Genomic DNA, 24,954 nt, shown 5'->3' on the forward strand with positions numbered 1-24,954 from the left:
TCGCAGTGCGAAATTCGGGGCGATTTCCGCTACGCAACGCGACTGCGGAATACTGCCTGCTGGAGGACAGCGCGGTCCTGCCCTCTGCTGCCCGTTCCAAAGAGCAAGGAGCGCACCGATGCCTATCGCCTCTCCCGAGGTCTACGCCGAAATGATCGATCGCGCCAAGGCCGGCGCGTTCGCCTACCCGGCGATCAACGTGACGTCCTCGCAGACCCTCAACGCGGCCCTGCAGGGCTTCGCCGAGGCCGGCAGCGACGGCATCATCCAGATCTCCACCGGTGGCGCGGAGTACGTCTCGGGTCCGACCATCAAGAACAAGGTCACCGGCGCGGTGGCGCTGGCCGAGTTCGCCCACCACGTCGCGAAGCACTACCCGGTCAACATCGCGCTGCACACCGACCACTGCCCGAAGAACCACCTCGACGGGTTCGTCCGGCCGCTCATCGACATCTCCGCCGAGCGCGTGGCCCGCGGTGAGAACCCGCTGTTCCAGTCGCACATGTGGGACGGCTCGGCCGTGCCGCTGGACGAGAACCTGCAGATCGCCGAGGACCTGCTGGCCAAGACCGCGGCCGCCAAGATCATCCTGGAGATCGAGGTCGGCGTCGTCGGTGGCGAGGAGGACGGCGTCTCCGCTGCGATCGACGACAAGCTGTACTCGACCGTCGAGGACGGCCTGGCCACCGCCGCCGCCCTGGGCCTGGGTGAGAAGGGCCGCTACCTGACCGCCCTCACCTTCGGAAACGTGCACGGCGTCTACAAGCCGGGCAACGTCAAGCTCCGCCCGGAGATCCTCAAGGAGATCCAGGACGCGATCGGCGCGAAGTACGGCAAGGAGAAGCCGCTCGACCTGGTCTTCCACGGCGGCTCGGGCTCGCTGCTCTCCGAGATCCACGGCGCGCTGGACTTCGGTGTGGTGAAGATGAACATCGACACCGACACGCAGTACGCGTTCTCCCGCCCGGTCGCGGATCACTTCTTCCGCAACTACGACGGTGTGCTCAAGGTGGACGGCGAGGTCGGCAACAAGAAGGCGTACGACCCGCGCGCCTGGGGCAAGCTCGCCGAGAACGGTCTGGCGAAGCGCGTCGTCGAGGCCTGCGAGCACCTCCGCTCGACCGGGACCACTCTGTCGAAGTAATCCGAACGGCAGCGGCCGGTCCCCGAACGCGGGGACCGGCCGCTGTTGTCTTGCGTGGTTACGCAGCGACATGGGTACGATCGGTCGTCTTGATCAAGGGACGGTGGTCGTGCTCGGTATCGAGGGCTGGAAACCCGAGTGGCATCACGATGCCGAGGCCCTCGCCGCCACTCATCGACACATGTTTGTACGGCTCATCGGCCGTAGGCTGCGATCAAGCTGGCTGATGTGGGACGTGGCCCAGCGGGGCTGGTTCGCCGACGGCCCGATCATCCTCGACTTCGGTTTGAGTCGCGTCGAGGTCACTCACCGTAAGTTCGACGAGTGCGCGATCACCTGGGACCAGATCGACATGTCGGTGCCAATCGACTGGTACGAACATTTCGACTGGCGCGCCGACCCGCACGCCGCGCTGCGCAAGGCCCGCGGCCGGCCGCTCCGCGCGGTCAACATCATCGAACGGACCACCTCGGCGGACTGGCGGCCCCGGGTCCTGCATGCCGTCGAGTTCCTCTTCGACGGGGCCCGCCTTGCCGTCTACAACGCGATGGACGAGAACGGGCTCACCGACGTACCGGAAGCGGACCTTCCTCGGGTCCACTGGCGACGCGTCCACGTAGCCTGACCGCCGGCCGGCCCTTGCCCGCCGCTGACCGGACCCGTGCTCGGCTCGGCCTTGCCTTCCCCGGCCCGGCTCTGCCTTGCCTTGCCTTGCGGGGCAGCTGGTAGGCGGACGCCGCGCGGAAAGCGCCAGCTGATCGCCTGCTGGCCACCCGCCTCTGCTCAGCAGCTGCCGCCTCCGCCGGAGTCGCAGGAGCCGCCACCCCCGCTGGACCAGCCGTCGCCGCCGCCGTAATGCGTCACGCCGGGCTGGTAGCCGCCGACCCGGTGGTCGTGCGGGCCGGCCCCGATGGTGGCCCGACGGGACACGCGGATCGCGACCGCCACGGCGATCACCAGACCCGCCAGAAACAGCATCATCGTCAGCATGGCTGCAGTGTGAGCCACGCGCGCCAGCCACGGCTGTCAGTCACCGCCGCCACCGCCACCGCCGCCCCCACCGCCGCTGTCGCCTCCGGAGGAGCCGCCGCTGTCACTCCAGGACGAGCCGCCGCTGTCACCCCAGGACGAGCCTCCGCTGTCACCCCAGGAGGAACCGCCTCGGTCATCCCAGGACGAGCCGCTGTCGCCCGAGGACGAGCCGTGGTCATCCCACGACGAGCCGCCGTCGTGCGACGTGTAGTAGAACGGTCCGCCGCTGCTGCGCTGGATGTGCGGCCGGGGCGCCCCGTAGTCGTTCCGCCCCCGCTTCGCGTTGCGGAAGATGATCAAGGCGGCGATCAGGGCGATCGCGAAGAATGCCAGCACCATCAGCGCTCCCAGGAGTACGACGAAGGTCACCATGAGCGCAGTGTGCGGCATCCTCGCCACCTCACCTGAGCAGGGCCGACATCGCCTCCTCCAGCGAATCGGTGACCACGATCAGATCGGACTGGTCGCCGTGCGGCGAACGGGCCAGCAGCGGACCCAGCAACTCCGCCACCGGCAGCGCCGACCAGTGTTCGACGCCGAGGAACACGAACGCCCCGGACGGCCCGTCGGTCCGGTAGAACGTCTTCGTCGCCGCCTGGAAGATCTCCTGGACCGTGCCGGCCCAGCCGGGGGCGAAGACGATGCCACCTCGGGAGAGGCGCAGGATCGAGTCCTCGCGTACCGCGTTGGAGAAGTACTTGCCGATCTGCCCGGCGAAGAGGTTGGCCGGCTCGTGTCCGTACAGCCAGGTGGGCAGTGCCAGCCCGCCGTGCTTGAGCCGGCCCGCCACGTCGCTCTCCGGGAGCGGATAGGCCGCGCGAACGGCCAGGGCAGCCGCGGTGTACGGGTCGTGGTCCTGGAACCGCGGCGCGGTGGCCAGCTTGTCGATCGCGTCGGACAGTTCGTTCTCCGACCGCGAGGCGAAGTAGGCGCCAAGGTTCGCGGCCTCCATCACCCCGGGCCCGCCCCCGGTCACGATCAGCCGCCCGACGCCGGCCAGTTGCCGGGTCAGGTCCGCGACCATCCGGTACGCCGAAGCCCCGCGCAACTCCGCATGCCCGCCCATGATCCCGACCGGTCCCTCGTGACCGTGCACCGCCGCCCACGCGGACAGCGCCTTGCCGAGCGCGTTGTCGATGCCCGCGTCGTGAAGCCGTTGCGCAAGCGCCTCCCGGATGTCCGGCACCGCACCGCCGTGCGCGACGAAATGGTCGAAGACCACGGTGTCGTACATGCCGGCGAACCCGCCGTCGGCGAACCCGGCGGCCAGGTCGTCGGCCGTGTAGAGCAGCGCGGGATGGGTGGGGTAGGGCCGGGTCTGGAACGGCGGCACCAGGTGGGCGCCGCGCCGGATCAGGTCGATCTCCACGTCCGGCCCGGCGAGCCGGCAGCCTACGAAGAGCGTGCCGCGCACGTCGACGCCGGTCAGATCCGGTGGATCGCGGTCCAGGTGCACGCCGAGGACGACGAGCCCGGCCAGGGTGTTCTTGCGGACGTGGGAGTCGAACTCGGCACGCGACTCGATCTCGAACTCGGTCGCGTCGAACGGGGCGTCCCCACCGAGCACTGGTTGCAACGGATCCGGCATGTGGTCCATCTTGCGCGAAACGTGCACGGTGACGTCGGCCACCCCGCACGCGTTGACGTACTACCTAGAGTTGTCCGCATGCGTGCTGCGTCGGGATCGCTCTTCGGGTTGGCGTACGGAGACTCCTTGGGGAAACCCACCGAGTTCCAGGAGTACGCGCAGATCGTGGCCCGGTATGGTCCCGGTGGCCCACGCCGGCTGGAGGGCGAGCCCGCGCTCGTCACCGACGACACCCAGATGGCCCTCGCCGTCGGTGAGGCCCTGCTCGAGGTGCACGCGGTCACCCCGGAGACGTTCGAGCCGGTGCTGCGGCGCCGGTTCGTGGAGTGGGCGGCCAGCCCGGAGAACGACCGGGCCCCCGGCATGACCTGCCTGCGGGCCTGCGCGGCGCTCGCCGACGGGCGTCCGTGGACCCGGGCCACCCAGCCCGACTCCAAGGGTTGCGGGGCGAACATGCGGGTCACCCCGGTCGGCCTGATGCGCGGGCTGACCGATGACCAGCGGGCCGGGGCCGCGCAACTTCAGGCCGGGCTCACCCACGGTCACCCCACCGGGTTGGCAGCGAGTGAGCTCACGGCGTACGCGGTCCGGTGGCTCAGCGACGGCCTCCCGCCGGCCGACCTGCTGGATGCGCTCCGCGAACGCTGCGCCTCGCAGCGCAAGGTCTACCGGGGTGACTGGCTCGGCGAGCTCTGGCAACGCCCCACGGTTTCCTCCCCGGAGGAATTCATCGCCCTGGGCTGGGACGAGTGCGCCGCCGCCCTCGACCGGGTCGCCGAGGCCCTCGCCGCCGGCGCCTACGAGGGCGACCCGTGCCTGGCCACCGGCGCCGGATGGATCGCCGAGGAAGCGCTGGCCACGGCCCTCTACGTCTACCTGATCTCGCCCGACGAGCCGGTCGCCGTCCTCGGCCGCGGCGCCGCCTCCTCCGGCGACTCCGACTCCATCGCCTGCCTGGCCGGCGCCTTCGCCGGCGCCGCGCTCGGCCTGCCGGCCTTCCCGGCCGAATGGCAAACCCAGATCGAGTACGCCGACCGCCTCTTCCGCCTCGGCGCCGCCTGGGACTGACCCCTCCACCGCCGGCGATTCACTTCGGCTTGCGGTACCCCTCCGCGGCCGCCGCCGGCGATCCCACCCGGCCGCCAGCGATCCCTCCCCGGGCGCCGCCGGGATGGTTTTGGGACGCTGGGCGGAATGATTGCCGGGCGTCCGGGTTGAATGAGGTCATGCAGAACCTCCTTCCCGAGCCCCCGGCCACCCTCCTGCCCGCCGACGCCCAGGCGGACAAGGCGCTGGCCGAGGCTGCCGCCACGGGCAACGCCGCGGCCTTCAAGGCGGTCGCCGCCGACTACCCCGCATACAGCGCCGCCTGGGCGCCCCTGGCCACCGACGCCCTGGCCGCGGGCGAGCCGGTGACCGCCTACGCCTACGCCCGCACCGGGTACCACCGCGGCCTGGACTCGCTGCGCCGCAACGGCTGGAAGGGCCACGGCCCGGTCCCGTGGTCGCACGAGCCGAACCGCGGCTTCCTGCGCTGCCTGCACGCCCTGTCCCTGGCCGCAGCCGCCATCGGCGAGGCCGACGAAGCAGCCCGATGCGCCCAGTTCCTGCGCGACAGCGACCCGGCCGCTGCCGACGCCCTGAGCTGATTTATCTGACGCGGAGCGGTGGTCGCTGCAGGCAGCCACCGTTCCGCATCTTCATCGGTACGCGCGACGCCGTCCCCAAAGAATTTGGACCGTCCCGCACTACCGCGCGATCACCCAGATGGTGCGGGCCCCAGCGCGGGCGCCGGGCGTAAGCAGCACTAAAGGCCCTCGGCCACGGAGGCTGCGATCTTCAGCCAGGCATCCCTGGTGTTGGCGGAGAGTTCGCCGTACCGGATCGGCTCGCCCGAATCGATCAACTTCTCATAGGGCGCCAGCAACACCGCCCGGGTACGCGCGGCGAAGTGCTGCTGGATCGCCGGCAGATCGATGTCCTTCCGGGTCGGCGGCATGGTGACCACGGTGATCGCCTGCCGGACCAGCCGCCGCCGACCGCCCTGCTCCAGGTGATCGAGCATGCGGGCAGCAGTCTCGGCCGAATCGTTCCGGGCCGACATCGTGATCACCAGCTGGTCGGTGGCGTCCATGGCGGCCTGCCAATTCTCCGCCCGCACGTTGTTGCCGGTGTCCACGAAGATCAACTTGTAGAACCGGCTGACCACATCCCGGATCTCCGCGAATGCACCAGCCGTCAGCATCTCCCCGGCCGTCGCGGACTCGTCCGACGCGAGCACGTCGAACATCCCCTCGCCCTGCGCACGCACATACTGCGAGAGGTCACCGACCCGCCCCTGCGCCCCTTGGAAGAGATCCAGGTCGCGCATCATGTCCCGAACCGTACGAGCGTGGAAATCCTGCTGCGCCCGCATCCCCAGGGTGCCCTGAGTCTCGTTGTTGTCCCAGGCCAGCACGTACCCGCCGCGCTTCTGCCCAAAAGTCATCGCCAACAGCAGCACCGCGACCGTCTTGCCCGCCCCGCCCTTGGGATTGACCACGGTCACCTGCCGCAGACCGCCGAAGTTCCGCCGAACCATCTCGACGTCCTGTTTGTACTCCAGCTCCCGCTTACCCGGCGCCAACTTGACCAGCCCAAGCGTGCCCTTGTGCAGCATCGCCCGAGCCCCCATGGTCGCCGTCTGCTGAGCCGGCTTCGCCAGCCGCCGCCGAGCAAACTCCTCCGCCGTCGGCGTCCCGTCACCGATCCACGCCAGCTCCTCGAACGGATTCCCAGCCTCAGCTCCGGAAGGCGGTGCAGAACCGGGCGGCTGCTGCCCGCCCGGCGATTGCTGCCCGGCCGGTGGTTGCTGCCCGGCCGGTGGTTGCTGTGCGGCCGGCGGCGGCGCGGCCTGCGGCTGTTGCCGGGCGGGCGGGGCCGCTGCGGGCGTTCCCGGCTGGTGAATGCCGGCGGCAGGCAGAACCGGCGTGGTGGGGCGCGAACTGGCGGGCGGTGCCGCAGCCTGCGCCGAAGCGGCTGTCGGTTGAGCAGGCTCGGGAGCCACCGGCGCGACCGGTGCAACAGGCTCGGGAGCCACCGGCGCGACCGGTGCAACAGGCTCGGTCGGCTGCGACCGGCGCGGCGGCTGCGCCCACGGCGAGTCAGCGTTGGCGTGCCCACCGGCATCCTCGGCCGGCTCGCGCTGGGCCGGCAGGTGGACGCCCGGCGGCAGGACCGCGTCGGTAACTGGCCGGAACACCCCGGGCTCCACCTGGATCACGCCGGCAGGCGGGAGGTGAGGTTGCGAGGCCGGGGCCGGGGATCCGGCGGGCGGAAGGGGAGCCGCGGACGCCGAGGCTGAAGGCGGAGGTGGAGAGGCCGCGGCGAGGTGCGGAGATTGGGCTGCCGGGGGTTCGGCCGGGTGCGGCGATGGGGAGGCCGCCGCCGGGGACTCGGCGCGCGGAAGGTGAGGCTGGGACGCCGGAGGTCCGGAGCCCGGGAGCGGGACCCCGGAAGGCGGGAGCTGCACAGCCCGCCCGTGCACCGGTGTCTCCGGCTCCTCGGCCCAGAACGGTTCGACATCCCGGTCGGCGTGCTCGTCCTCCACGAATACGACCTCCCGTTAAGGCAGACATCCGGCCGATGAACCCTTTTCCACGTGGCCAGGGCGGCACCACCCGGCACCAGCCAACGGCTCGGATGCCTTCGGCCCGATGCCAGGTTGAAAAGGGTTCATTGTCCGTTCAGGGTGGCATAAGTGTCAGCCTGCGTACACCGCCCAGGCGCCCGGCTCGGTCCACCAGGATCGCTTGCGGCTCGTGGATCCCGCCACCCCGTCGTCGAGGAACTGCAGGTCGCCGTCGCGGGGCAGCACCGAGACCGCCCGGCCGCGGGCCCGGCGCACCTCGATGCGTACCCGGGTGCCTTTGAAACGCTGCTTGACCACGACCGGGACCGCCACTGCGACCTCGACCCGGCCGTCGGTGGGGTCGCCGTCGGCGAGCAGCTGCAGGCCGTCGAATTCGGCATAGCCGCCACCGTTACCGACCGCACACGCCAGGACCGGCTCCTCACCGTCGGTGAGCAACGCGTTGTCCACCTCGACCCGGCCGCGCCACGGAACCGCGCGTCCGTTGTCGTCCGCGCCGCCGAGCAGCGCGCCGTCCAGGGTGACCGAGCCGCCGTCGTTGCGCAGCAGGTCGAGCCGGCGCACGTCCCCGTTGAGCACGGCCGCCGCGACCTCGGCGGGGGTGCGCGGCAGACCGAGCTGTGCGGCGAGGTCCGAAGTGTTTCCCGGGTCGAGCGGGAGGATCGCCAGCGGCGGCAGGTCCGGCACGGTCCGGGCGCTGGGCAGGTCGGCCGGTCGTTTGCTGGGCGGCGGAGCGTACCGCCGGACCAGCCGGCGCACGACGGCGCGCAACTGGCCGTCGGTGGCGCTCGCCACCACCAACCGCAGCTTGGTCTCCGGGTCCGGCCAGGTCAGGCCGTCCGGCCTGGCCGGACCGTCGAAGCGGGCCAGCACCGCGTCGATCTCCTGATCGGAGCCGGCCATCACCGTTTCGACCCGGGCGCCGGCGGCACGCAACGCGTCGGCGCAGGTCAAGACGGGGGTACGCGGAGCGCACACCGCCGCCGCAGCGGTCCCGCAGCCGCCACAAGCGGAGCCGCAGGCGTCACCCGACCCCTCGGCCAGGCTGAGGAGAACGACGTCGTACATCCGTTACGCCCCGAGGACCGAGTGCCGCTCGATGACCGCCTCGCGGCCCGGCCCGACGCCCACGATGGAGATGCGCGCGCCGATCCGCTGCTCGACGAACTCGACGAACCGCTGCGCGTCTTTCGGCAGGTCGTCGAAGCTGCGGCAGCCGGAGATGTCTTCCTTCCAGCCGGGCAGCGTCTCGTAGATCGGCTTGGCGTGGTGGAAGTCGGTCTGGTTGACCGGCATCTCGTCGTGGCGGACGCCGTTCACGTCGTAGGCGACGCAGACCGGGATCTCGTCGAGCCCGTCATAGTTGTCCAGCTTGGTCAGTGCGAAGTCGGTGACCCCGTTGATCCGCTGCGCGTACCGGCCGATGACCAGGTCGAGCCAGCCGATCCGGCGCGGGCGGCCGGTGGTGGTGCCGTACTCGTGGCCGACCTCGCGCAGGTAGTCGCCGTACTTGTCGTGCAGCTCGGTGGGGAACGGGCCCTCGCCGACGCGGGAGGTGAAGGCCTTGAGCACGGCCACCACCCGGTCGATCCGGGTCGGCGGGATGCCGGAGCCGGTGCAGGCGCCGCCGGCCGTCGCGTTCGAGCTGGTCACGAACGGGTAGGTGCCGTGGTCGACGTCGAGCAGGGTGGCCTGGCCGGCCTCGCAGAGCACGACCTTGCCGCCGTCGATCGCCTGGGAGAGCTCGAGGGCGGTGTCCGCAACGTACGGCCGGAGCCGGTCGACGTAGGACAGCAGCTCCTGGACGACCTCCTCGCCCTTGACCGCGCTGCGGTTGTAGATCTTCGACAGCACCTGGTTCTTGAACGCCAGGGCCGCGGTCACCTTCTGCCGCAGGATCGACTCGTCGAAGAGGTCCTGCACCCGGATGCCGATGCGGTTCATCTTGTCGGCGTAGGTCGGGCCGATGCCGCGTCCGGTCGTACCGATCCGGCGGGCGCCGAGGAACCGCTCGCTGACCTTGTCCATCGAGCGGTTGTAGGACGCGATGACGTGCGCGTTGGCGCTGATCCGCAGCCGTGAGGTGTCGATGCCGCGCGCCTCCAGGCCGTCGATCTCCTGGAACAGCACGTTGAGGTCCACGACGACGCCGTTGCCGATCACGGGTACGACATTCGGCGAGAGGATTCCACTCGGAAGGAGGTGCAGCGCGTACTTCTCGCCGTCGATGACGACAGTGTGGCCCGCGTTGTTGCCACCGTTGAACTTGACCACGTAGTCCAGCCGGTCCCCCAGCAGGTCCGTGGCTTTGCCCTTGCCCTCGTCGCCCCACTGGGCGCCGACCAACACGATCACCGGCACTTCGGTAATGCCTTTCCCGAACGGGTCGTACCTGGAGGAGTCCGGGTACTGCCGAAGTTTACGCGACCGCACCGCAGGTAGGATGGGCCGTCGTGCGCGTACTTCTGATCGGCTCCGGTGGGCGCGAGCACGCGCTTGCCGTCGGGCTCGCCGCCGACCCGTCCGTCACCTTCCTCGCCGCCGCGCCGGGCAACCCGGGAATTGCCCAGGTCGCCGAGCTGCACGAGGTCAAGGCCACCGATCCCGCCGCGGTCGCGGCGCTCGCCGTGGAGCTGAGCGCCGACCTGGTGGTGATCGGTCCGGAGGCGCCGCTGGTCGCCGGGGTCGCCGACGCGGTCCGGGCCAAGGGCATCGCCTGCTTCGGCCCGAGCGCGGCGGCCGCCCAGCTGGAGGGCTCTAAGGCGTTCGCCAAGGAGGTCATGCTGGCCGCCGGGGTGCCGACCGCCCGCTCGTTCGCCTGCACCGACATGGCCGAGGTCCGCGCCGCCCTGGACGAGCTGGGTACGCCCTACGTGGTGAAGAACGACGGCCTGGCGGCCGGCAAGGGTGTGGTCGTCACCGATGACCTCGAGGAAGCCCTGATCCACGCCGAGGCCTGCGGCAAGGTCGTCATCGAGGAGTACCTGTCCGGCCCCGAGGTCTCGCTCTTCGTGGTCACCGACGGCACCGCGGCCGCCCCGCTGATGCCGGCGCAGGACTTCAAGCGTCTGGGTGACGGCGACGAGGGCCCGAACACCGGTGGCATGGGCGCCTACGCCCCGCTGGACTGGGCGCCGGCCGATCTGACCGAGCGGGTGCTGCGGGAGACCGTCGAGCCGACCCTGGCCGAGATGCGCCGTCGGGGGACCCCGTTCGCAGGGCTGCTCTATGTCGGACTCGCCCTCACCCCGGCCGGCCCGAAGGTGATCGAGTTCAATGCCCGCTTCGGCGACCCGGAGACCCAGGTCGTGCTGGCGCTGCTGGAGTCACCGCTGGCCGGTCTGCTGAACGCGGCCGCCACCGGGACGCTGGCCGCCCACGAGCCGCTGCGCTGGAAGGACGGCTCGGCGATCACGGTCGTGGTGGCCGCGCACAACTATCCGGGCACGCCGCGTACCGGTGATGTGATCGAGGGCGCCGAGGTGCCCGGTGTGATCCACGCGGGCACGGCCCGCAACGCCGAGGGTGCGCTGGTCTCGGCGGGCGGGCGCGTGCTCAGCGTGACCGCGTCCGGTGCGGACCTCGTGGCCGCCCGCGAGGCGGCATATGCGCTGGTCAAGGGAGTGCGCCTGGACGGCGCCCAATACCGCACCGACATCGCGCAGCGCGCGGTCGAAGGCAGAATCTGAGCTTTCGTACGCGCGACGCGTGCGGGTCCGGGTGCGGTCGCACCCGGACCTCAGCGCTTGTTCAGGACTTCGGGATGTCGAAGAGCTTCGCGATGCTGGCGGCCAGGCTCAGGTCACCCTTGGCCTTGATCTTGCCGGTCATGAACAGCATCATCGGGTTGCCGTCGCCGGCGACGGTCTTCAGGAACGTGACCGCGTCCATGGTCATGGCCAGCTTCGGGTCGCGTACCGGCTGGTTGGTGACGGTGCAGGCGCCGTTCTCGATCACGGTCTCGTAGGTGTCGCTGCTGCCGCCGGCGCCACCCGTGATGATCCAGTGGATGACGGCCGAGGTGCTGCCGGCCTTGTCGGCGCGGAACAGCGTGGGCATCCGGTTGAACACCTCGTCGAGGATCTTCGTCCGCGCGTCCGACGCCATCACTTCGGCAATCTTCGAGTCCGGAGTGGACTTGACGAGCTGAGCGAACTCCTTCGGGCCGATCGACGAAAGCGACTCGGGGTTGAATTCAGTCATCAGTAGACCTTTCGGGATGAGCGTCGAACCTACTCGCCGGTAACCTTAGCGAGGATGCCGCGTTTTTGTGCAGTGTGCCACCCACAAACAGTCGTTGTACTCCTCAGCGCCGTCGGGCCACTCCTCCCGACCATGAAACAATCGGCGCCGTGACCATCCCGAACGTGCTTGCGGCCCGCTATGCCTCCACCGACCTCGTCACCCTCTGGTCCCCGGAGGAGAAGATCCGGATGGAGCGCCGGTTGTGGCTCGCCGTCCTGCGGGCTCAGCGTGACCTCGGCGTGGCCGTCCCGGAGGGTGTCGTCGAGGCGTACGAGGCGGTGCTCGACCAGGTCGACCTGGACTCCATCGCGGCCCGGGAGCGGGTCACCCGGCACGACGTGAAGGCGCGCATCGAGGAGTTCAGCGAGCTCGCCGGCTTCGAGCAGATTCACAAGGGGATGACCTCCCGCGACCTGACCGAGAACGTCGAGCAGCTGCAGATCCGCGCCTCGCTCGAGCTGGTCCGCAACCGGGTCGTGGCCACTCTGGCCCGGCTCGCCGCGCTCGCCGTGGAGCACTCCGACCTGGTCATGACCGGGCGCTCGCACAACGTCGCGGCGCAGGCCACCACGCTGGGCAAGCGGTTCGCCTCGGCCGCCGAGGAACTGCTGATCGCGTACGAGCGACTGGACGATCTGATCAGCCGGTATCCGCTTCGCGGCATCAAGGGCCCGGTCGGCACCGCGGCCGACCAGCTCGACCTGCTCGACGCCGACTTCGACAAGCTCGCCCGGCTGGAGGCCAAGGTGGCCGAGCATCTCGGGTTCGCCCGGGTGCTCTCCAGCGTCGGCCAGGTCTACCCGCGCTCGCTCGACTTCGACGTGGTCTCCGCGCTGGCCCAGGTGGTCGCCGGCCCCTCGTCGCTGGCCACCACGATCCGGCTGATGGTCGGCCAGGAGCTGGTCACCGAGGGCTTCAAACCGGGCCAGGTCGGCTCGTCGGCGATGCCGCACAAGATGAACACCCGGTCCTCGGAGCGGGTGAACGGGCTCGCGGTGATCGTCCGGGGCTACCTGTCGATGGTCGGCGAGCTGGCCGGCGACCAGTGGAACGAGGGTGACGTCTCCTGCTCGGTGGTCCGCCGGGTCGCCCTGCCGGACGCGTTCTTCGCCACCGACGGCCTGTTCCAGACCTTCCTGACCGTGCTGGACGAGTTCGGGGCGTACCCCGCGGTGATCGCCCGCGAGCTGGACCGGTTCCTGCCCTTCCTGGCCACGACGAAGGTGCTGGTCGCCGCCGTGCGCAAGGGCGTGGGCCGGGAGGTGGCGCACGAGGTGATCAAGGAGCACGCGGTCGCCGTGGCGCTCGCCATGCGGGAGAAGGGCGCCGCGGTCAACGACCTCTTCGACCGGCTGGCGACCGACGAGCGGCTGCAGCTCTCCCGGGCCGAGATCGACACCCTGGTGGCCGACCGGGCCGCGTTCGTCGGCGCCGCGCCGGCGCAGGTCAGCGCGGTGGCCGACCGGATCGCCGCGATCGTGGCCCGGCACCCCGAGGCCGCCGGATACGCGCCCGCGCCGATCCTCTAGTACGCGCACTGCGCCCGCCCGTTCACGATGAACGGGCGGGCGTTGTGCGGCAAGGATCAGACGCCGGCGACTGACGTGATCCAGGCCCGGTTGTAAGCCACACTGCCGTAGTACTGACGGCTCGACCCATCAGCCGTCGAGGCGACACCCACCTGGGCGCCGTTGTAGACCTGCGGGCCACCGGAGTCGCCGCGCCACGCGTTGCCGTTGATCCGGGTGCTGCCGATCGCCCGGCCGCCGTACGCGTCGGTCTGGTTGGTCGAGGTGACCCGGACAGACGCGGTCTTCAGCACGGTCGACGCCGAGCATCCGGAGTAGCAGGTCATGCCCCAGCCGTAGATCGAGTTCGTCGAGTTGACCGGCGGGTACGCGCTGGACAGCGGCATGTAGCTGGTGGTCACCGGGCTGCTGAGCCGCATCAGCGCCAGGTCGTAGCGGGTCGACGTGCTCGAGACGGTCCGGGTCACCCCGCCGCTCGTACGGTTCACGCTGCCGACCCGGACCGACATCGTGCCGCTGATGCAGTGCCGTGCGGTCAGCACGTAGTTGGCCGAGATGATCGTGCCGGAACAGGTGAAGCTGCCGTTGCTCAGCACAGCAGCAGCCCACGGTGCGGACGAGACCGTGCTCCCACCGATGATGTACGGGGTGACGTCGTCCGCCTGGGCAGCGGACGGCGCGATCAGACCGGCGGTGAGTCCCGCCAGTGCGGCCAGAAGTCGAATGCGCACGTCGAGATTCCTTTCTGGGGATGGGTCGACGAGGTGCGCGCGCGGGTGAATCGAATTCGATGGATGCAACCTAGGGCATGGACGGCTGACGGCCCACAACTCAATCGACACCTATCACGGTGTGATGACCCCTGGTCTGCGCGGTGTCCGAAACGCACGGGTGTGCGAGATCACGGGGAGATTCCCAGCTCAATGACCGTTCCGTCAGCCTGCCGACACTGGGCCGTGGCTTGCCGACACGCTCCACCAGGTAGGCTTCGCGTGCTTACACCTATCAGTCAGGAGTGCCCGTGGCTCGCGTCGTGGTCGACGTCATGCTCAAGCCGGAGATCCTGGACCCGCAGGGTCAAGCGGTGGCGAATGCGCTGCCCCGGCTCGGCGTCACCGATGTCTCCTCAGTCCGCATCGGTCGTCGGATCGAGATCGATTTCGCCGGTGAACCCGACCTCGATCGGGCCCGCGAGATCGCCGACAAGCTGCTCGCCAACCCCGTGATCGAGGACTTCGACGTCCGGATCGTCGAGGCTGCCGCGGCGGAGGTCGCCTGACCATGCGGATCGGTGTGGTCACCTTCCCTGGTTCACTCGACGACGGGGATGCCGCCCGCGCTGCCCGGATCGCCGGCGCCGAGGCGGTCCGCCTCTGGCACGGCGACCCGGATCTGCACGGGGTGGACGCGGTCGTGCTGCCCGGCGGCTTCTCGTACGGCGACTATCTGCGGTGCGGCGCCATCGCCCGGTTCGCGCCGGTGATGGAGTCGATCATCGACGCCGCACGTGGCGGTCTGCCCGTGCTCGGCATCTGCAACGGTTTCCAGGTCCTGTGCGAGGCACATCTGCTGCCCGGCGCGCTGACCCGCAACCAGCACCTGCACTTCCGTAACCGGGATCAGTGGCTGCGGGTCGAGGCGACCGACACCGCGTGGACCAACCGGTTCACCGCGGGCCAGGAGATCCTCATCCCGGTGAAGAACGGCGAGGGCTGCTTCGTCGCCGACCAGCGCACGCTGGACCAGCTGGAGGCCGAGGGCCGGGTCATCGCCCGGTACATCCGCGGAAATCCGAACGGTTCGCAGCGCGACATCGCCGGGATCACCAACGAGGCCGGCAACGTCGTCGGCATCATGCCGCACCCGGAACACGCCGTGGAGGCGCTGACCGGCCCGTCGCTCGACGGCCTCGGCTTCTTCACCTCCGTCCTGCGGTCCCTGGCGGGGGCGTCCGCGGACGGTCAGCTCGCAGGGGGACAACAGCGATGACCACGCAGCCGGAGACGGCCACCAGCGGGGCCGAGGCCTCGCGCGGCGTGCCGAACCAGCCGCCGGCGGCGGCCGCACCGACGAACAAGCCGAGCGGCTTCGCCGCCACGGATGTGCTGGTCAATGAGTTCGAGGACGGTCCGGACACGGTGCAGCGCGCGGCGGCCACGCCGGACGAGCTGCAGCCGCACGCCGACCTCGGGCTCAAGGACGACGAGTACGACAAGATCCGTCAGATCCTCGGCCGCCGGCCCACCGCGTCCGAGCTGGCGATGTACTCGATCATGTGGAGCGAGCACTGCTCCTACAAGTCGAGCAAGGTGCACCTGCGCGAGTTCGTCGCCAAGGTGCCGAAGAACACCCGGATGCTGGCCGGCATCGGCGAGAACGCCGGTGTGGTGCAGATCTCCGACAAGCTCGCGGTGACCTTCAAGGTCGAGTCGCACAACCACCCCAGCTACGTCGAGCCGTACCAGGGCGCGGCCACCGGGGTCGGCGGCATCGTCCGCGACATCCTGGCGATGGGCGCCCGCCCGGTCGCGGTGATGGACCCGCTGCGGTTCGGCGCGGCCGACCACCCGGACACCGCACGGGTGCTGCCCGGCGTGGTGGCCGGCATCGGTGGCTACGGCAACTGCCTGGGCCTGCCGAACATCGGCGGCGAAATCGTCTTCGACCCGTGCTACCAGGGCAACCCGCTGGTCAACGCGCTGAGCATCGGCGTGCTGCCGGTCGAGCGGCTGCAGAAGAAGGAAGCCACCGGCGTCGGCAACGTCGTCGTGCTCCTCGGCGCGCGGACCGGGCGGGACGGCATCGGCGGTGTCTCCGTGCTGGCCTCGGCGACCTTCGACGAGGAGGCCGAGCAGCGCCGTCCGTCGGTGCAGGTCGGCGACCCGTTCATGGAGAAGCTGCTGATCGAGAGCTGCCTGGAGCTGTACGACGCCGGCCTGGTCAGCGGCATCCAGGACCTCGGCGGCGCCGGCCTGACCTGCGCGCTCACCGAGACCGCCGCGGCGGCCGGCACCGGCATGCGGGTCTGGCTGGAGCGGGTCCCGCTGCGCGAGGCCTCGATGTCGCCCACCGAGATCCTGGCCAGCGAGTCGCAGGAGCGGATGCTCCTGATCGTCACCCCGGAGAACCTGAAGGCGGTGCTCGACGTCGCCGAGAAGTGGGGCGTCTGGGCCACCGCGATCGGCGAGGTCACCCCGGCCGCCGAGGACGGTACGCCGGGCCGCCTGCTGATCACGTGGAACGACCACGTCGTGGTGGATGTGCCCCCGGGCTCGCTCGCCGACGACGGGCCGGTCTACGAGCGCCCGCTGCGCGAGCCGTCCGACCTGATCCTGCTGCAGGCCGACCGGGCCGAGACGCTGCCCCGCCCGGCGAACGGTGACGAGCTGCGCGAGACCGTCCTGCGGATGGTCGCCTCGCCGAACCTGTGCGACAAGTCCTGGGTCACCGAGCAGTACGACCGGTATGTGCTCGGCAACACCGTGCTGGCCCAGCCGGAGGACTCCGGCGTGCTGCGCATCGACGAGGAGACGAACCTCGGCGTGGCGCTCTCGGTGGACGGCAACGGCCGGTTCGCCCGCCTCGACCCGTACGAGGGGGCGAAGCTGGCGCTCGCCGAGGCGTACCGGAACGTCGCCGTGACCGGCGCCGAGCCGATCGCCGTGACCGACTGCCTGAACTTCGGCTCGCCGGAGGACCCGGCCGTGATGTGGCAGTTCGCCCAGGCCGTACGCGGTCTGGCGGACGGCTGCCAGCAGCTGGGCACCCCGGTGACCGGTGGCAACGTCAGCTTCTACAACCAGACCGGCGCCGCGGCGATCCACCCCACCCCGGTGGTCGGTGTGATGGGCCTCTTCGACGAGGTGGCCCGCCGCGTCCCGATGGGCTTCAAGTCCGCCGGCGACGTGCTCTTCCTGCTCGGGGAGACCCGGGTGGAGCTCTCCGGTTCGGAGTGGGCCTGGGTGACCCACGGGCACCTGGGTGGCCGCCCGCCGAAGGTGGATCTGACGGCCGAGCAGGCGCTCGGTGCGCTGATGGGCCGGGCCTCCAAGGCCGGGCTGGTCAGTGCGGCGCACGACCTCTCCGACGGCGGTCTGTCGCAGGTGCTGGTGGAGAGCGCGCTGCGCTACAACGTCGGCGCGACGGTGACCCTGCCGGAGGACGGCAACACGCCGTTCGTCCACCTGTTCAGCGAGTCGGCCGGCCGGGCCCTGGTCGCCGTCCCGCGCGGTCACGAGAAGGCGTTCACGGCGCTCGCTGCCGAGCTCGGCGTGCCGTGCACCGCGATCGGTGTCACCTCGCAGGAGGCGGCGCTCGAGGTGCAGGGTCAGTTCAGCATCCCGCTCGACGAGTTGCGTACGGCGTACTCGTCGACCCTGCCGAACCTGTTCGGTGGCACGGCGGAGCTGGTGAGCCGGCACGCCGACACCCCCGCAACGGAGACGGTGCGGTCGGTCACGCTGGAGATCACCGACCCGCAGGCGCCGGGCGGCCCGATCGGTACCGCCTGATCAGTTCGAAGCCTGACAGCGAAAGGCCCCGCGCGATTTCGATCGCGCGGGGCCTTTTCGTCGTCAGTGCTTCGGGTCAGTCGTCCATCCAGTCGCGGTTCGGCCGCTGCTGACCGGGCTGAGGCTGACCCTGCTGGCCGCCGTAGTAGCCGCCCTGGTCGCGGTAGCCGCCCTGGCCCGGCTGCTGCGGCTGGTCGTACCCACCGCCCTGCTGGGGGGCGTAGCCGTCGTCCTGGCGACCCCAGCCGCCCTGGTCGTCGTAACCGCCCTGGCCCTGCTGCTGGTCGTACCCGCCGCCGTACTGCTGCTGGTCGTAGCCGCCCGGCTGCCCGTACCCGGGCTGCTGGCCGTACCCACCCTGCGGAGCGCCGTACCCGTCGTCCTGGCCGCCCCAGCCGCCCTGGTCGTCGTAGCCACCCTGCTGCCCGTACCCGGGCTGCTGGCCGTAACCACCCTGCTGGCCGCCGTAACCGCCGTCCTGCTCAGGCTGGTACAGGTTGGTGTGCTCGTCGTAGCGCTGCGGCTGCTCGGGCTGATACAGGCTGGTGTGCTCGTCGTACCGCTGCGGGGCCGCCTCGTTGCCGTAGCCGCCGGCCTGGGTCGCGCCGTACCCGTTGCCCTGCTGCGGGTACTGCTGGTCGCCGCCGTAGCCGCCGCCCTGGTCGTCCCACTGGTTGCCGCCGCCACCGAAGCCACCCGCGGCCGGCATCGGAGCGCCGTACGGGTCGGGGAACTCGTCCTCGACCACCGGCCGGTGGATCATCGTCGGGGCGTCGCCGATCCCAGCGGGCATGCCGCCGGCCGGCGCGATCATCGTGGCGTCGCCACCGCGCCCGGCGCCGACCGGAGCCGCGACCCGGGTGGCGTCGAACGGGCTGCCACCGGCCATCGCGCCGCCCGGCCCGCCGAAGCCGGGGGTCGGTCCGTCGAGCGCGTCGTCGTCGTTACCGCTGTTCCGCCGGCGCAGCCAGACCAGCACGAAGGCGCCGATACCGGCGGCCACCAGCAGGACGCCCATGATGATCAGCAGCCAGTTGCTGCCCTCGGACTCGGCGGACGTCTGGTTCGTGTCGAGCGCGGCCGGGGCGCTGGTCGCCTCGTCGGTCGCCTCTTCCTCCTCGGCCGGCGCCTCGGTCGCCGGGGCCGACGCCGAGGCGCTGACCGACGGGGACGCGGACGGGCTCGCGGCGGCGACCTTCTTCAGGGTGATCGGCACGTTCACCGAGCGGCCGGCCGTGCCCTGAACGTTGACGGTCTTGCTCTGGAAACCCTCCTTCAGCGCGGCCACGGTGATCGCGCCCGGGCTGATCGGGTTGCTGTCCGACGAGGTGAAGGAGAACCCGCCGTCGCCGTTCGTGGTGGTCTCGTACCGGTGGCCGCCGCTGTCCTGCATGGCGACCGCGACACCGGAGAGCTTGTCACCCTCGTTGTCCTTGATCCGGCCGGACACCTGGCGCACCGTCTGCGGCGCTTCCGGCCCGCGGACCGTGATCGTCTGGCTGTCGGTGCCGGGGGCCTCGCCGTTGACCGTGGCGGTGACCGTCACGGTGATCTGCCGGGTCTCGCCGGCGTTCACGTTCGGCGCGGTGAGGGTCGCCTCGAAATCTTCCGAGCCCTCGAGCTGCCGGCCCTGGCTGCAGTCACCGCCGGTGCAGGAAATGCCACCGACCGCGATATTCACGAAGCCGGGCTGATTTCCGCCACCATTTCCATTCCCGGGGTTACTAACGGTGTACCGCATGGTTACAGTACTTCCGGAGTCGACCTCGGCCGGCGACAGTGACTGGATCTGCACGGTGGGTGGGTCCGCCAGTGCAGCCGTCTGCACACCGGCCACCAGGCCGATGACCAGCGCCAGGAACGCACCGGCCTGCGTCGCTCGGCCTCTCAGGTGCGTTGTCACGTCCACCGCCCTTCCGGTCGCGGTCACCGGTTTCGGCGGCCGGTAAGAGCCCGCGACTTTTACACCGTCGGCCACTATGCCTTGCCACACGTCATTTGCGCGACCCAGGGCGGTGTGCCGTTCTCGGCACACCGGGTCGTATCGTCCCGACGTGTCCCCTGCGCACAATAATTCCGAGTCCGTGACCGAGGCGTTGGACGCGCTGGACCGGGGTGTCGAACCCGAGCGTCCGGCGCTGCGTGATGCCGTCCGAGCACTGCTGACCGAGTTGTCCCGCCGAGCACCTGGCCGATCGGTCGAGGTCCGGATTCCACCTTTCGGTGCGATTCAGTGTGTTGCCGGTCCGCGGCACACCCGTGGCACACCGCCCAATGTGGTCGAAACGGATCCGGTGACATGGCTGCTCGTGGCCACCGGGCGGTTGGAGTGGAACGCGGCGGTTCGTGACGGACGTCTCCGCGCGAGCGGCGTACGGACCGATCTGTCCGAGTACCTGCCGCTCACCGGGCAATGAGCCCGGGTCGGGTACCCGCGGGCTCGCGTACACTGGGCGATCGGAGCGGACCCGCGAGTTCGAGCAGATCAGCGCTTCGAGCCGTTTATGCAGATCCACTGCGCAGATTTAACAACGCGAGGGAGCGAGCAGGTGCCCCGAGGCGACGGCCGGTTGACCGACGATCTCGACCCCCAGGAACGCGGCCCCCAGGATGCCTGTGGCGTCTTCGGCGTCTGGGCCCCCGAGGAAGAGGTTTCCAAACTCACCTACTTCGGGCTTTACGCTCTCCAGCACCGCGGCCAGGAAGCCGCCGGCATCGCGGTGAGTGACGGCTCGGGAGTCGTCGTCTACAAGGACATCGGCCTGGTCTCCCAGGTCTTCGACGAGCCGACGCTGGCCAGCCTCCGCGGTCACCTCGCGATCGGCCACGCCCGCTACTCCACCACCGGCGGGTCGAACTGGGAGAACGCGCAGCCCACGATCCGGGCCACGCCGGCCGGGACGACCATCGCGCTGGCTCACAACGGCAACCTGGTCAACACCGCCGAGCTCGCCAAGGAGGTTGCGGATCGCGGCCTCGAGGTGGGCGACGCCACATCCGACACCGCTCTGGTCACCACTCTTCTCGCCAGCCGCCCCGACCTTTCGGTCGAGGCCGCGGCGCTGGAGCTGCTGCCGACTCTGCGCGGCGCCTTCAGCTTCGTCTTCATGGACGAGAACACTCTGTACGCGGCACGCGACCCGCAGGGCGTACGTCCTCTGGTCCTCGGCCGGATGGAGCGCGGCTGGGTCGTCGCCAGCGAGACCGCCGCGCTCGACATCACCGGCGCCAGCTTCGTCCGTGAGGTCGAGCCGGGCGAGATCATCGCGATCGACGAGCACGGCCTGCGGTCCAGCCGCTTCGCCGCGCCCGAGCCCAAGGGCTGCCTGTTCGAGTATGTGTATCTGGCCCGGCCGGACACCACGATCGCGGGCCGCAACATCTACTCCGCGCGCGTCGAGGTCGGCCGCAAGCTGGCCCACGAGCACCCGGTCGAGGCCGACCTGGTGATCGGCGTGCCCGAGTCGGGGATCCCGGCCGCGATCGGCTACGCCGAGGCCTCCGGTATTCCGTACAGCGCGGGCTTCATGAAGAACGCGTATGTCGGTCGCACCTTCATCCAGCCCTCGCAGACGATCCGCCAGCTCGGCATCCGGCTGAAGCTGAACCCGTTGCGCGAGGTCGTGCGCGGCAAGCGGATCGTGGTGATCGACGACTCGATCGTGCGGGGCAACACGCAGCGGGCCCAGATCCGGATGCTGCGGGAGGCCGGAGCGCTCGAGATCCACGTCCGGATCTCCTCGCCGCCGGTGAAGTGGCCCTGTTTCTACGGCATCGACTTCGCCACGCGCGCCGAGCTGATCGCCAACGGCCTGGAGATCGACGGCATCCGCCGCTCGATCGGCGCCGACAGCCTGGGCTATGTTTCGCTGGACGGCCTGGTTCAGGCGACCGAGCAGCCGAAGACGCGTCTCTGCATGGCCTGCTTCGATGGGCAGTACCCGATCGAGCTCCCGGCCGGGGATCTCATCGGTAAGCACGTGCTGGAGGGTGTCGGGCGGCGGGCCAGCATGCCGGGCGCCTCACCGGAGGCGACCGACGCGGCCGTCGCCGAGCTCGAGTCCGACTACGAGGCCCGTGAGTACTCGGAGGAAGACCGCCCGGTGTCGACTCCGCTGGTCGGCAGCCCCGGTGGCGCCGGCGCGCTGCACCGCCCGTGACTTTCAGATACACAGAACCGCTAAGGGGAGAACCGTGACGCACGTGTCCGAGCGCAACAGTGCCGGATCGAACGGCGCCGAAGGCGCGGACCGCCAGCTGTGGACAGCGGGTGGCGGCCGCGGCACTCGTAAGCGCTCGGCGACGTACGCGGAAGCGGGTGTCTCGATCCACGCCGGTGACCGTGCCGTCGAGCTGCTCAAGTCGAAGGTGAAGAAGACCACCCGGCCCGAGGTGATGGGCGACCTGGGCGGCTTCTCCGGCCTGTTCCGGTTGAACACGCAGAAGTACAAGAGCCCGATCCTGGCCTCGTCCACCGACGGTGTCGGCACCAAGCTGGTGATCGCGCAGCAGCTGGACATCCACGACACGATCGGCATCGACCTGGTCGCCATGGTCGTCGACGACCTGGTGGCCTGCGGCGCCGAGCCGCTGTTCCTGCTCGACTACATCGCCTGCGGCGAGGTCGTCCCGGACAAGGTGGCCGAGATCGGCGCCGGCATCGCCGACGGCTGCCGCTACGCGGGTTGTGCCCTGCTCGGTGGCGAGACCGCCGAGCACCCCGGCGTGCTCCGCCCCGATGAGTACGACGTGTCGGCGACCGGTGTGGGCGTGGTCGAGGAGAGCGAGATCCTCGGCAAGGAGCGGGTCGAGGTCGGCGACGCGGTCATCGCGATGCGCTCGTCGGGTCTGCACTCCAACGGCTACTCCCTGGTCCGGCACGTGCTCCTCGGCGCCGGCCGGATGCGGCTGGACACCGTGGTCGACGACTTCGGCACCCAGCGGACCCTGGGTGAGGAGCTGCTCACCCCCACCAAGATCTACGCCAAGGACTGCCTGGGCCTGATCGAGGAGACCGACGTCCGGGCGTTCTCGCACGTCACCGGCGGCGGCATCCCCGGCAACCTGGTGCGGATCCTGCCCGACCACGTGGACGCGGTCGTCGACCGGTCCACCTGGCGCCCGCAGCCGATCTTCGACCTCATCCAGGCGAAGGGCCGGATCGAGGACTCCGAGATGGAAGCCACGTTCAACATGGGCGTCGGCATGTTCGCGATCGTCTCCTCGGACGATGCGGATCGTGCGATGGCCTACCTGACCGGCCGCGGTATCGAGGCGTGGCAGGTCGGCGAGGTCCTGGAGGGCACCGGCGAGGTGCAGATGATGGGCTCCTACACCCGCGGCTGACTCTGGCCGTTTGTGAGCCTGGTTCGCGATAGCGCAAGCGTGAAATGATCCGCGTGTGTCGATGTCCGGCACATGCGGATCTTTCGCTTGTGTGCTGGACTGCGAAGCCTAACCTGACCGGGCGGCTGGCGCCGCACGGTCCGACCGCGCGGCTGGCGCCGCACGGGTCACCAGCTCGAGGTGTCCACCGGCCTTAACTGGGTGGGTACTGGACGGGAGTAGACATGGCGGATGCGTGGAGTGGGATGCGGGGCATCTCGGCGATACCCAGCTACGTCGTCATGCAGCCCACCACGCTGTGCAACCTCGCGTGTGACTACTGCTATCTCCCGTTCCGGCGGGAGAACCAGAAGATGCCGGTCGAGGTGGCGGCCGCTGTGGCGGACGGGGTTGCGGGCTTCGCGCGTACCGGAAGGTTTTCTGTGGTGTGGCACGGCGGTGAGCCGCTCGCCGCAGGTCTCTCCCACCTGGCCGCGCTCTTCGCGCCGTTCGGGGCGGGCATCGAGCACCACGTGCAGACGAACGCGACGCTGATCGACGACGCCTGGTGCGAGTTCTTCATCGAGCACGACGTGCGGGTCAGCGTGAGCGTGGACGGGCCCCGGGAACGTAACGGCGACCGGGTGGACCGGGGCAACAAGCCGGCCTACGACCTGATCATGCGCGGCGTCGAAGCGCTACGCCGGCACAACATCCCCTTCTCCACGCTGTGCGTGGTCGGCGACCCGCAGCCGGGCGTCGCGACTGAGCTGTACGAGTACTTCCTCGACCTCGGCTGCGAAGTCCTCGGCATCAACGTCGAGGAGCTGGAGGGCGTCAACACCCGGGCGAACCGCCACGATCCGGCAGCGGTGAGCGCCTTCTGGGCCGAGCTGGTGGGTGCTTGGCGCCGCAACCCGACGATCCATCTGCGCGAGATCGAGTGGTCCCTGCGATACGCCTCCGCAGTCCTCGACGGCACCGCGGACGACCTGCTGCCCCGCCAGCTGGACCCGATACCCACGGTCGCCTTCGACGGCTCGGTCGTCCTGCTCTCACCCGAGCTGGCCGGCTTCCGCGACCTCCGGTACGGCGACTTCAGCAGTGGGAACGTGCTGACCACCGCCCTGCCCGAGATCCTGGCCGGCGCCGAGGACACGGCCTGGATCGGCGAGTTCCTCCGCGGGATCGAGTCGTGCCGGCAGACCTGCCCCTACTTCGGCTTCTGTGGCGGAGCGCACGCCGCAAACCGCTACTTCGAACACGGCCGGTTCGACGTCACCGAGACGGACCACTGCCGTAACAGCAAGATTCGCCTATTGGAGGGAGTGCTGGACCATGCCCGAGATCACGAAGCCACGGCTGTCTGAAGGCGTGGAGACGGATCCGGTGACGGCACGGGTGCACGGCGCTCGGGCCGGCCTGGCCGCGCTCATCGCGGAGGCGGAAGCCGCCAGGGTACGACGAGCCGAGGAAGCGCCGCAGGACGGCGGCTCGGCGGTCTGCGCCTGGAACCACTTCGAAAACATCCCCACGTTCTACAACTGGAACAACCGGCCGCGCTGAAGAGCGGCTCGGTCGAAGCCCACGCGGCAGACAGCCCGCGTGGGCTTCATCGTTGTAACCGTTGGATGTGGGGTGACACCGACACACGGGAGCACGCGGTCAGTCCGCGTGCTCTGTGCAGAACGGGGTCAATGCCGCCTTGTCGGCGACCAGGAATCCTGGTCGTCCTCAGCGTCATCCTCGTCATCGTCGACGAACTCATCGTTGTCGTCGTCGAAATGACCGTCGGATTGACGGGCACCCGCCAATTCGCGCTGCAAGGCGGTGAGGTCGGTGTTCGGGGAGTGATACTTCAACTCCCGGGCCACCTTCGTCTGCTTGGCCTTAGCACGGCCGCGCCCCATGGCTCGACCCCCTCGCACAGAATTCGGGGCAGCCCGAAG

At 70.0% G+C, this 24,954-nt stretch carries 24 protein-coding genes; 14 read left to right on the forward strand and 10 right to left on the reverse strand.

What is annotated here, in order from left to right:
- The first annotated feature begins 118 nt into the window (after positions 1-118).
- Complete coding sequence (gene fbaA / locus OHA21_RS40050) at positions 119-1,144, forward strand: class II fructose-bisphosphate aldolase (protein ID WP_328464196.1); 1,026 nt, start codon at positions 119-121, stop codon at positions 1,142-1,144.
- Positions 1,145-1,214: 70 nt separating this feature from the next.
- Positions 1,215-1,769, forward strand: coding sequence for a hypothetical protein (locus OHA21_RS40055; RefSeq protein ID WP_328464198.1), 555 nt, complete (start codon positions 1,215-1,217; stop codon positions 1,767-1,769).
- Positions 1,770-1,927: 158 nt separating this feature from the next.
- Here the strand turns inward: OHA21_RS40055 and OHA21_RS40060 are convergent, their stop codons facing one another.
- The 3 genes from OHA21_RS40060 to OHA21_RS40070 are packed head-to-tail and all read right to left on the reverse strand — an operon-like array spanning position 1,928 to position 3,764.
- Positions 1,928-2,134, reverse strand: coding sequence for a hypothetical protein (locus tag OHA21_RS40060; protein WP_328464200.1), 207 nt, complete (start codon positions 2,132-2,134; stop codon positions 1,928-1,930).
- Positions 2,135-2,170: 36 nt separating this feature from the next.
- Positions 2,171-2,566, reverse strand: a complete 396-nt coding sequence (locus OHA21_RS40065) for a hypothetical protein (protein ID WP_328464202.1) — start codon at positions 2,564-2,566, stop codon at positions 2,171-2,173.
- Positions 2,567-2,576: 10 nt separating this feature from the next.
- On the reverse strand, positions 2,577-3,764 hold the full coding sequence (locus OHA21_RS40070) for an LOG family protein (protein WP_328464204.1): 1,188 nt from the start codon (positions 3,762-3,764) through the stop codon (positions 2,577-2,579).
- 78 nt (positions 3,765-3,842) lie between these two features.
- On the opposite strand from OHA21_RS40070, the gene OHA21_RS40075 reads away from it, so the two are divergent.
- Positions 3,843-4,832, forward strand: a complete 990-nt coding sequence (locus OHA21_RS40075; RefSeq protein WP_328464206.1) for an ADP-ribosylglycohydrolase family protein — start codon at positions 3,843-3,845, stop codon at positions 4,830-4,832.
- Positions 4,833-4,990: 158 nt separating this feature from the next.
- Entirely contained in the window at positions 4,991-5,413 is a 423-nt protein-coding gene (locus tag OHA21_RS40080; RefSeq protein ID WP_328464208.1) for a DUF3151 domain-containing protein, read from the forward strand.
- Positions 5,414-5,571: 158 nt separating this feature from the next.
- Here OHA21_RS40080 and OHA21_RS40085 read toward each other — a convergent pair whose 3' ends face one another.
- From OHA21_RS40085 to OHA21_RS40095, 3 genes are all read right to left on the reverse strand, one after another.
- On the reverse strand, positions 5,572-7,353 hold the full coding sequence (locus OHA21_RS40085) for a chromosome partitioning protein (RefSeq protein ID WP_442874977.1): 1,782 nt from the start codon (positions 7,351-7,353) through the stop codon (positions 5,572-5,574).
- A gap of 153 nt (positions 7,354-7,506) precedes the next feature.
- Positions 7,507-8,463 (reverse strand): diacylglycerol kinase family protein, encoded by a 957-nt coding sequence (locus OHA21_RS40090; RefSeq protein WP_328464210.1) that lies wholly within the window; start codon positions 8,461-8,463, stop codon positions 7,507-7,509.
- A 3-nt stretch (positions 8,464-8,466) separates the two neighbouring features.
- Positions 8,467-9,756 (reverse strand): adenylosuccinate synthase, encoded by a 1,290-nt coding sequence (locus tag OHA21_RS40095; protein WP_328478837.1) that lies wholly within the window; start codon positions 9,754-9,756, stop codon positions 8,467-8,469.
- Between the two features lie 92 nt (positions 9,757-9,848).
- Here OHA21_RS40095 and purD point away from each other — a divergent pair, with 92 nt between their 5' ends.
- Complete coding sequence (gene purD / locus OHA21_RS40100) at positions 9,849-11,084, forward strand: phosphoribosylamine--glycine ligase (protein WP_328464212.1); 1,236 nt, start codon at positions 9,849-9,851, stop codon at positions 11,082-11,084.
- Positions 11,085-11,145: 61 nt separating this feature from the next.
- Here purD and OHA21_RS40105 read toward each other — a convergent pair whose 3' ends face one another.
- Positions 11,146-11,598 carry an SCP2 sterol-binding domain-containing protein gene (locus tag OHA21_RS40105; protein WP_328464214.1) on the reverse strand — a complete coding sequence of 151 codons (453 nt, stop codon included), beginning with the start codon at positions 11,596-11,598 and terminating at the stop codon, positions 11,146-11,148.
- Between the two features lie 149 nt (positions 11,599-11,747).
- On the opposite strand from OHA21_RS40105, the gene purB reads away from it, so the two are divergent.
- Positions 11,748-13,169 (forward strand): adenylosuccinate lyase, encoded by a 1,422-nt coding sequence (purB, locus tag OHA21_RS40110; RefSeq protein ID WP_328464215.1) that lies wholly within the window; start codon positions 11,748-11,750, stop codon positions 13,167-13,169.
- A gap of 56 nt (positions 13,170-13,225) precedes the next feature.
- Here the strand turns inward: purB and OHA21_RS40115 are convergent, their stop codons facing one another.
- Positions 13,226-13,900 carry a S1 family peptidase gene (locus OHA21_RS40115; RefSeq protein WP_328464216.1) on the reverse strand — a complete coding sequence of 225 codons (675 nt, stop codon included), beginning with the start codon at positions 13,898-13,900 and terminating at the stop codon, positions 13,226-13,228.
- Between the two features lie 290 nt (positions 13,901-14,190).
- Here OHA21_RS40115 and purS point away from each other — a divergent pair, with 290 nt between their 5' ends.
- From purS to purL, 3 genes are read left to right on the forward strand one after another with little or no spacing between them, the layout of a single operon-like run.
- Positions 14,191-14,448 carry a phosphoribosylformylglycinamidine synthase subunit PurS gene (gene purS, locus OHA21_RS40120; RefSeq protein WP_328464217.1) on the forward strand — a complete coding sequence of 86 codons (258 nt, stop codon included), beginning with the start codon at positions 14,191-14,193 and terminating at the stop codon, positions 14,446-14,448.
- Positions 14,445-15,158 carry a phosphoribosylformylglycinamidine synthase subunit PurQ gene (gene purQ / locus OHA21_RS40125; RefSeq protein WP_328478839.1) on the forward strand — a complete coding sequence of 238 codons (714 nt, stop codon included), beginning with the start codon at positions 14,445-14,447 and terminating at the stop codon, positions 15,156-15,158. Before purS ends, purQ begins: the two co-directional genes overlap by 4 nt.
- Positions 15,155-17,680, forward strand: coding sequence for a phosphoribosylformylglycinamidine synthase subunit PurL (gene purL, locus OHA21_RS40130; RefSeq protein WP_328464218.1), 2,526 nt, complete (start codon positions 15,155-15,157; stop codon positions 17,678-17,680). Before purQ ends, purL begins: the two co-directional genes overlap by 4 nt.
- A 76-nt stretch (positions 17,681-17,756) precedes the next feature.
- Here purL and OHA21_RS40135 read toward each other — a convergent pair whose 3' ends face one another.
- Positions 17,757-19,583 (reverse strand): carboxypeptidase-like regulatory domain-containing protein, encoded by a 1,827-nt coding sequence (locus tag OHA21_RS40135; protein ID WP_328464220.1) that lies wholly within the window; start codon positions 19,581-19,583, stop codon positions 17,757-17,759.
- Positions 19,584-19,734: 151 nt separating this feature from the next.
- Between OHA21_RS40135 and OHA21_RS40140 the strand changes: the two genes are divergently transcribed.
- From OHA21_RS40140 to amcA, 5 genes are all read left to right on the forward strand, one after another.
- Positions 19,735-20,097, forward strand: a complete 363-nt coding sequence (locus tag OHA21_RS40140; protein ID WP_328464222.1) for a sterol carrier family protein — start codon at positions 19,735-19,737, stop codon at positions 20,095-20,097.
- A gap of 132 nt (positions 20,098-20,229) precedes the next feature.
- The gene (gene purF / locus OHA21_RS40145) at positions 20,230-21,840 is read left to right on the forward strand and encodes an amidophosphoribosyltransferase (protein WP_328464224.1); all 1,611 of its coding nucleotides are present in this window, start codon (positions 20,230-20,232) and stop codon (positions 21,838-21,840) included.
- 34 nt (positions 21,841-21,874) lie between these two features.
- On the forward strand, positions 21,875-23,026 hold the full coding sequence (gene purM / locus OHA21_RS40150) for a phosphoribosylformylglycinamidine cyclo-ligase (RefSeq protein ID WP_328464226.1): 1,152 nt from the start codon (positions 21,875-21,877) through the stop codon (positions 23,024-23,026).
- Positions 23,027-23,271: 245 nt separating this feature from the next.
- On the forward strand, positions 23,272-24,375 hold the full coding sequence (gene amcB, locus OHA21_RS40155) for a cyclophane-forming radical SAM peptide maturase AmcB (protein ID WP_328478841.1): 1,104 nt from the start codon (positions 23,272-23,274) through the stop codon (positions 24,373-24,375).
- Positions 24,344-24,571, forward strand: coding sequence for a multiple cyclophane-containing RiPP AmcA (gene amcA, locus OHA21_RS40160; RefSeq protein WP_328464228.1), 228 nt, complete (start codon positions 24,344-24,346; stop codon positions 24,569-24,571). The genes amcB and amcA overlap by 32 nt, the downstream gene beginning before the upstream one ends.
- A gap of 128 nt (positions 24,572-24,699) precedes the next feature.
- Here the strand turns inward: amcA and OHA21_RS40165 are convergent, their stop codons facing one another.
- Positions 24,700-24,915, reverse strand: coding sequence for a DUF3073 domain-containing protein (locus OHA21_RS40165; protein ID WP_328464230.1), 216 nt, complete (start codon positions 24,913-24,915; stop codon positions 24,700-24,702).
- Positions 24,916-24,954 lie beyond the last annotated feature (39 nt).

This window comes from Actinoplanes sp. NBC_00393 (assembly GCF_036053395.1).
GTDB lineage: Bacteria > Actinomycetota > Actinomycetes > Mycobacteriales > Micromonosporaceae > Actinoplanes.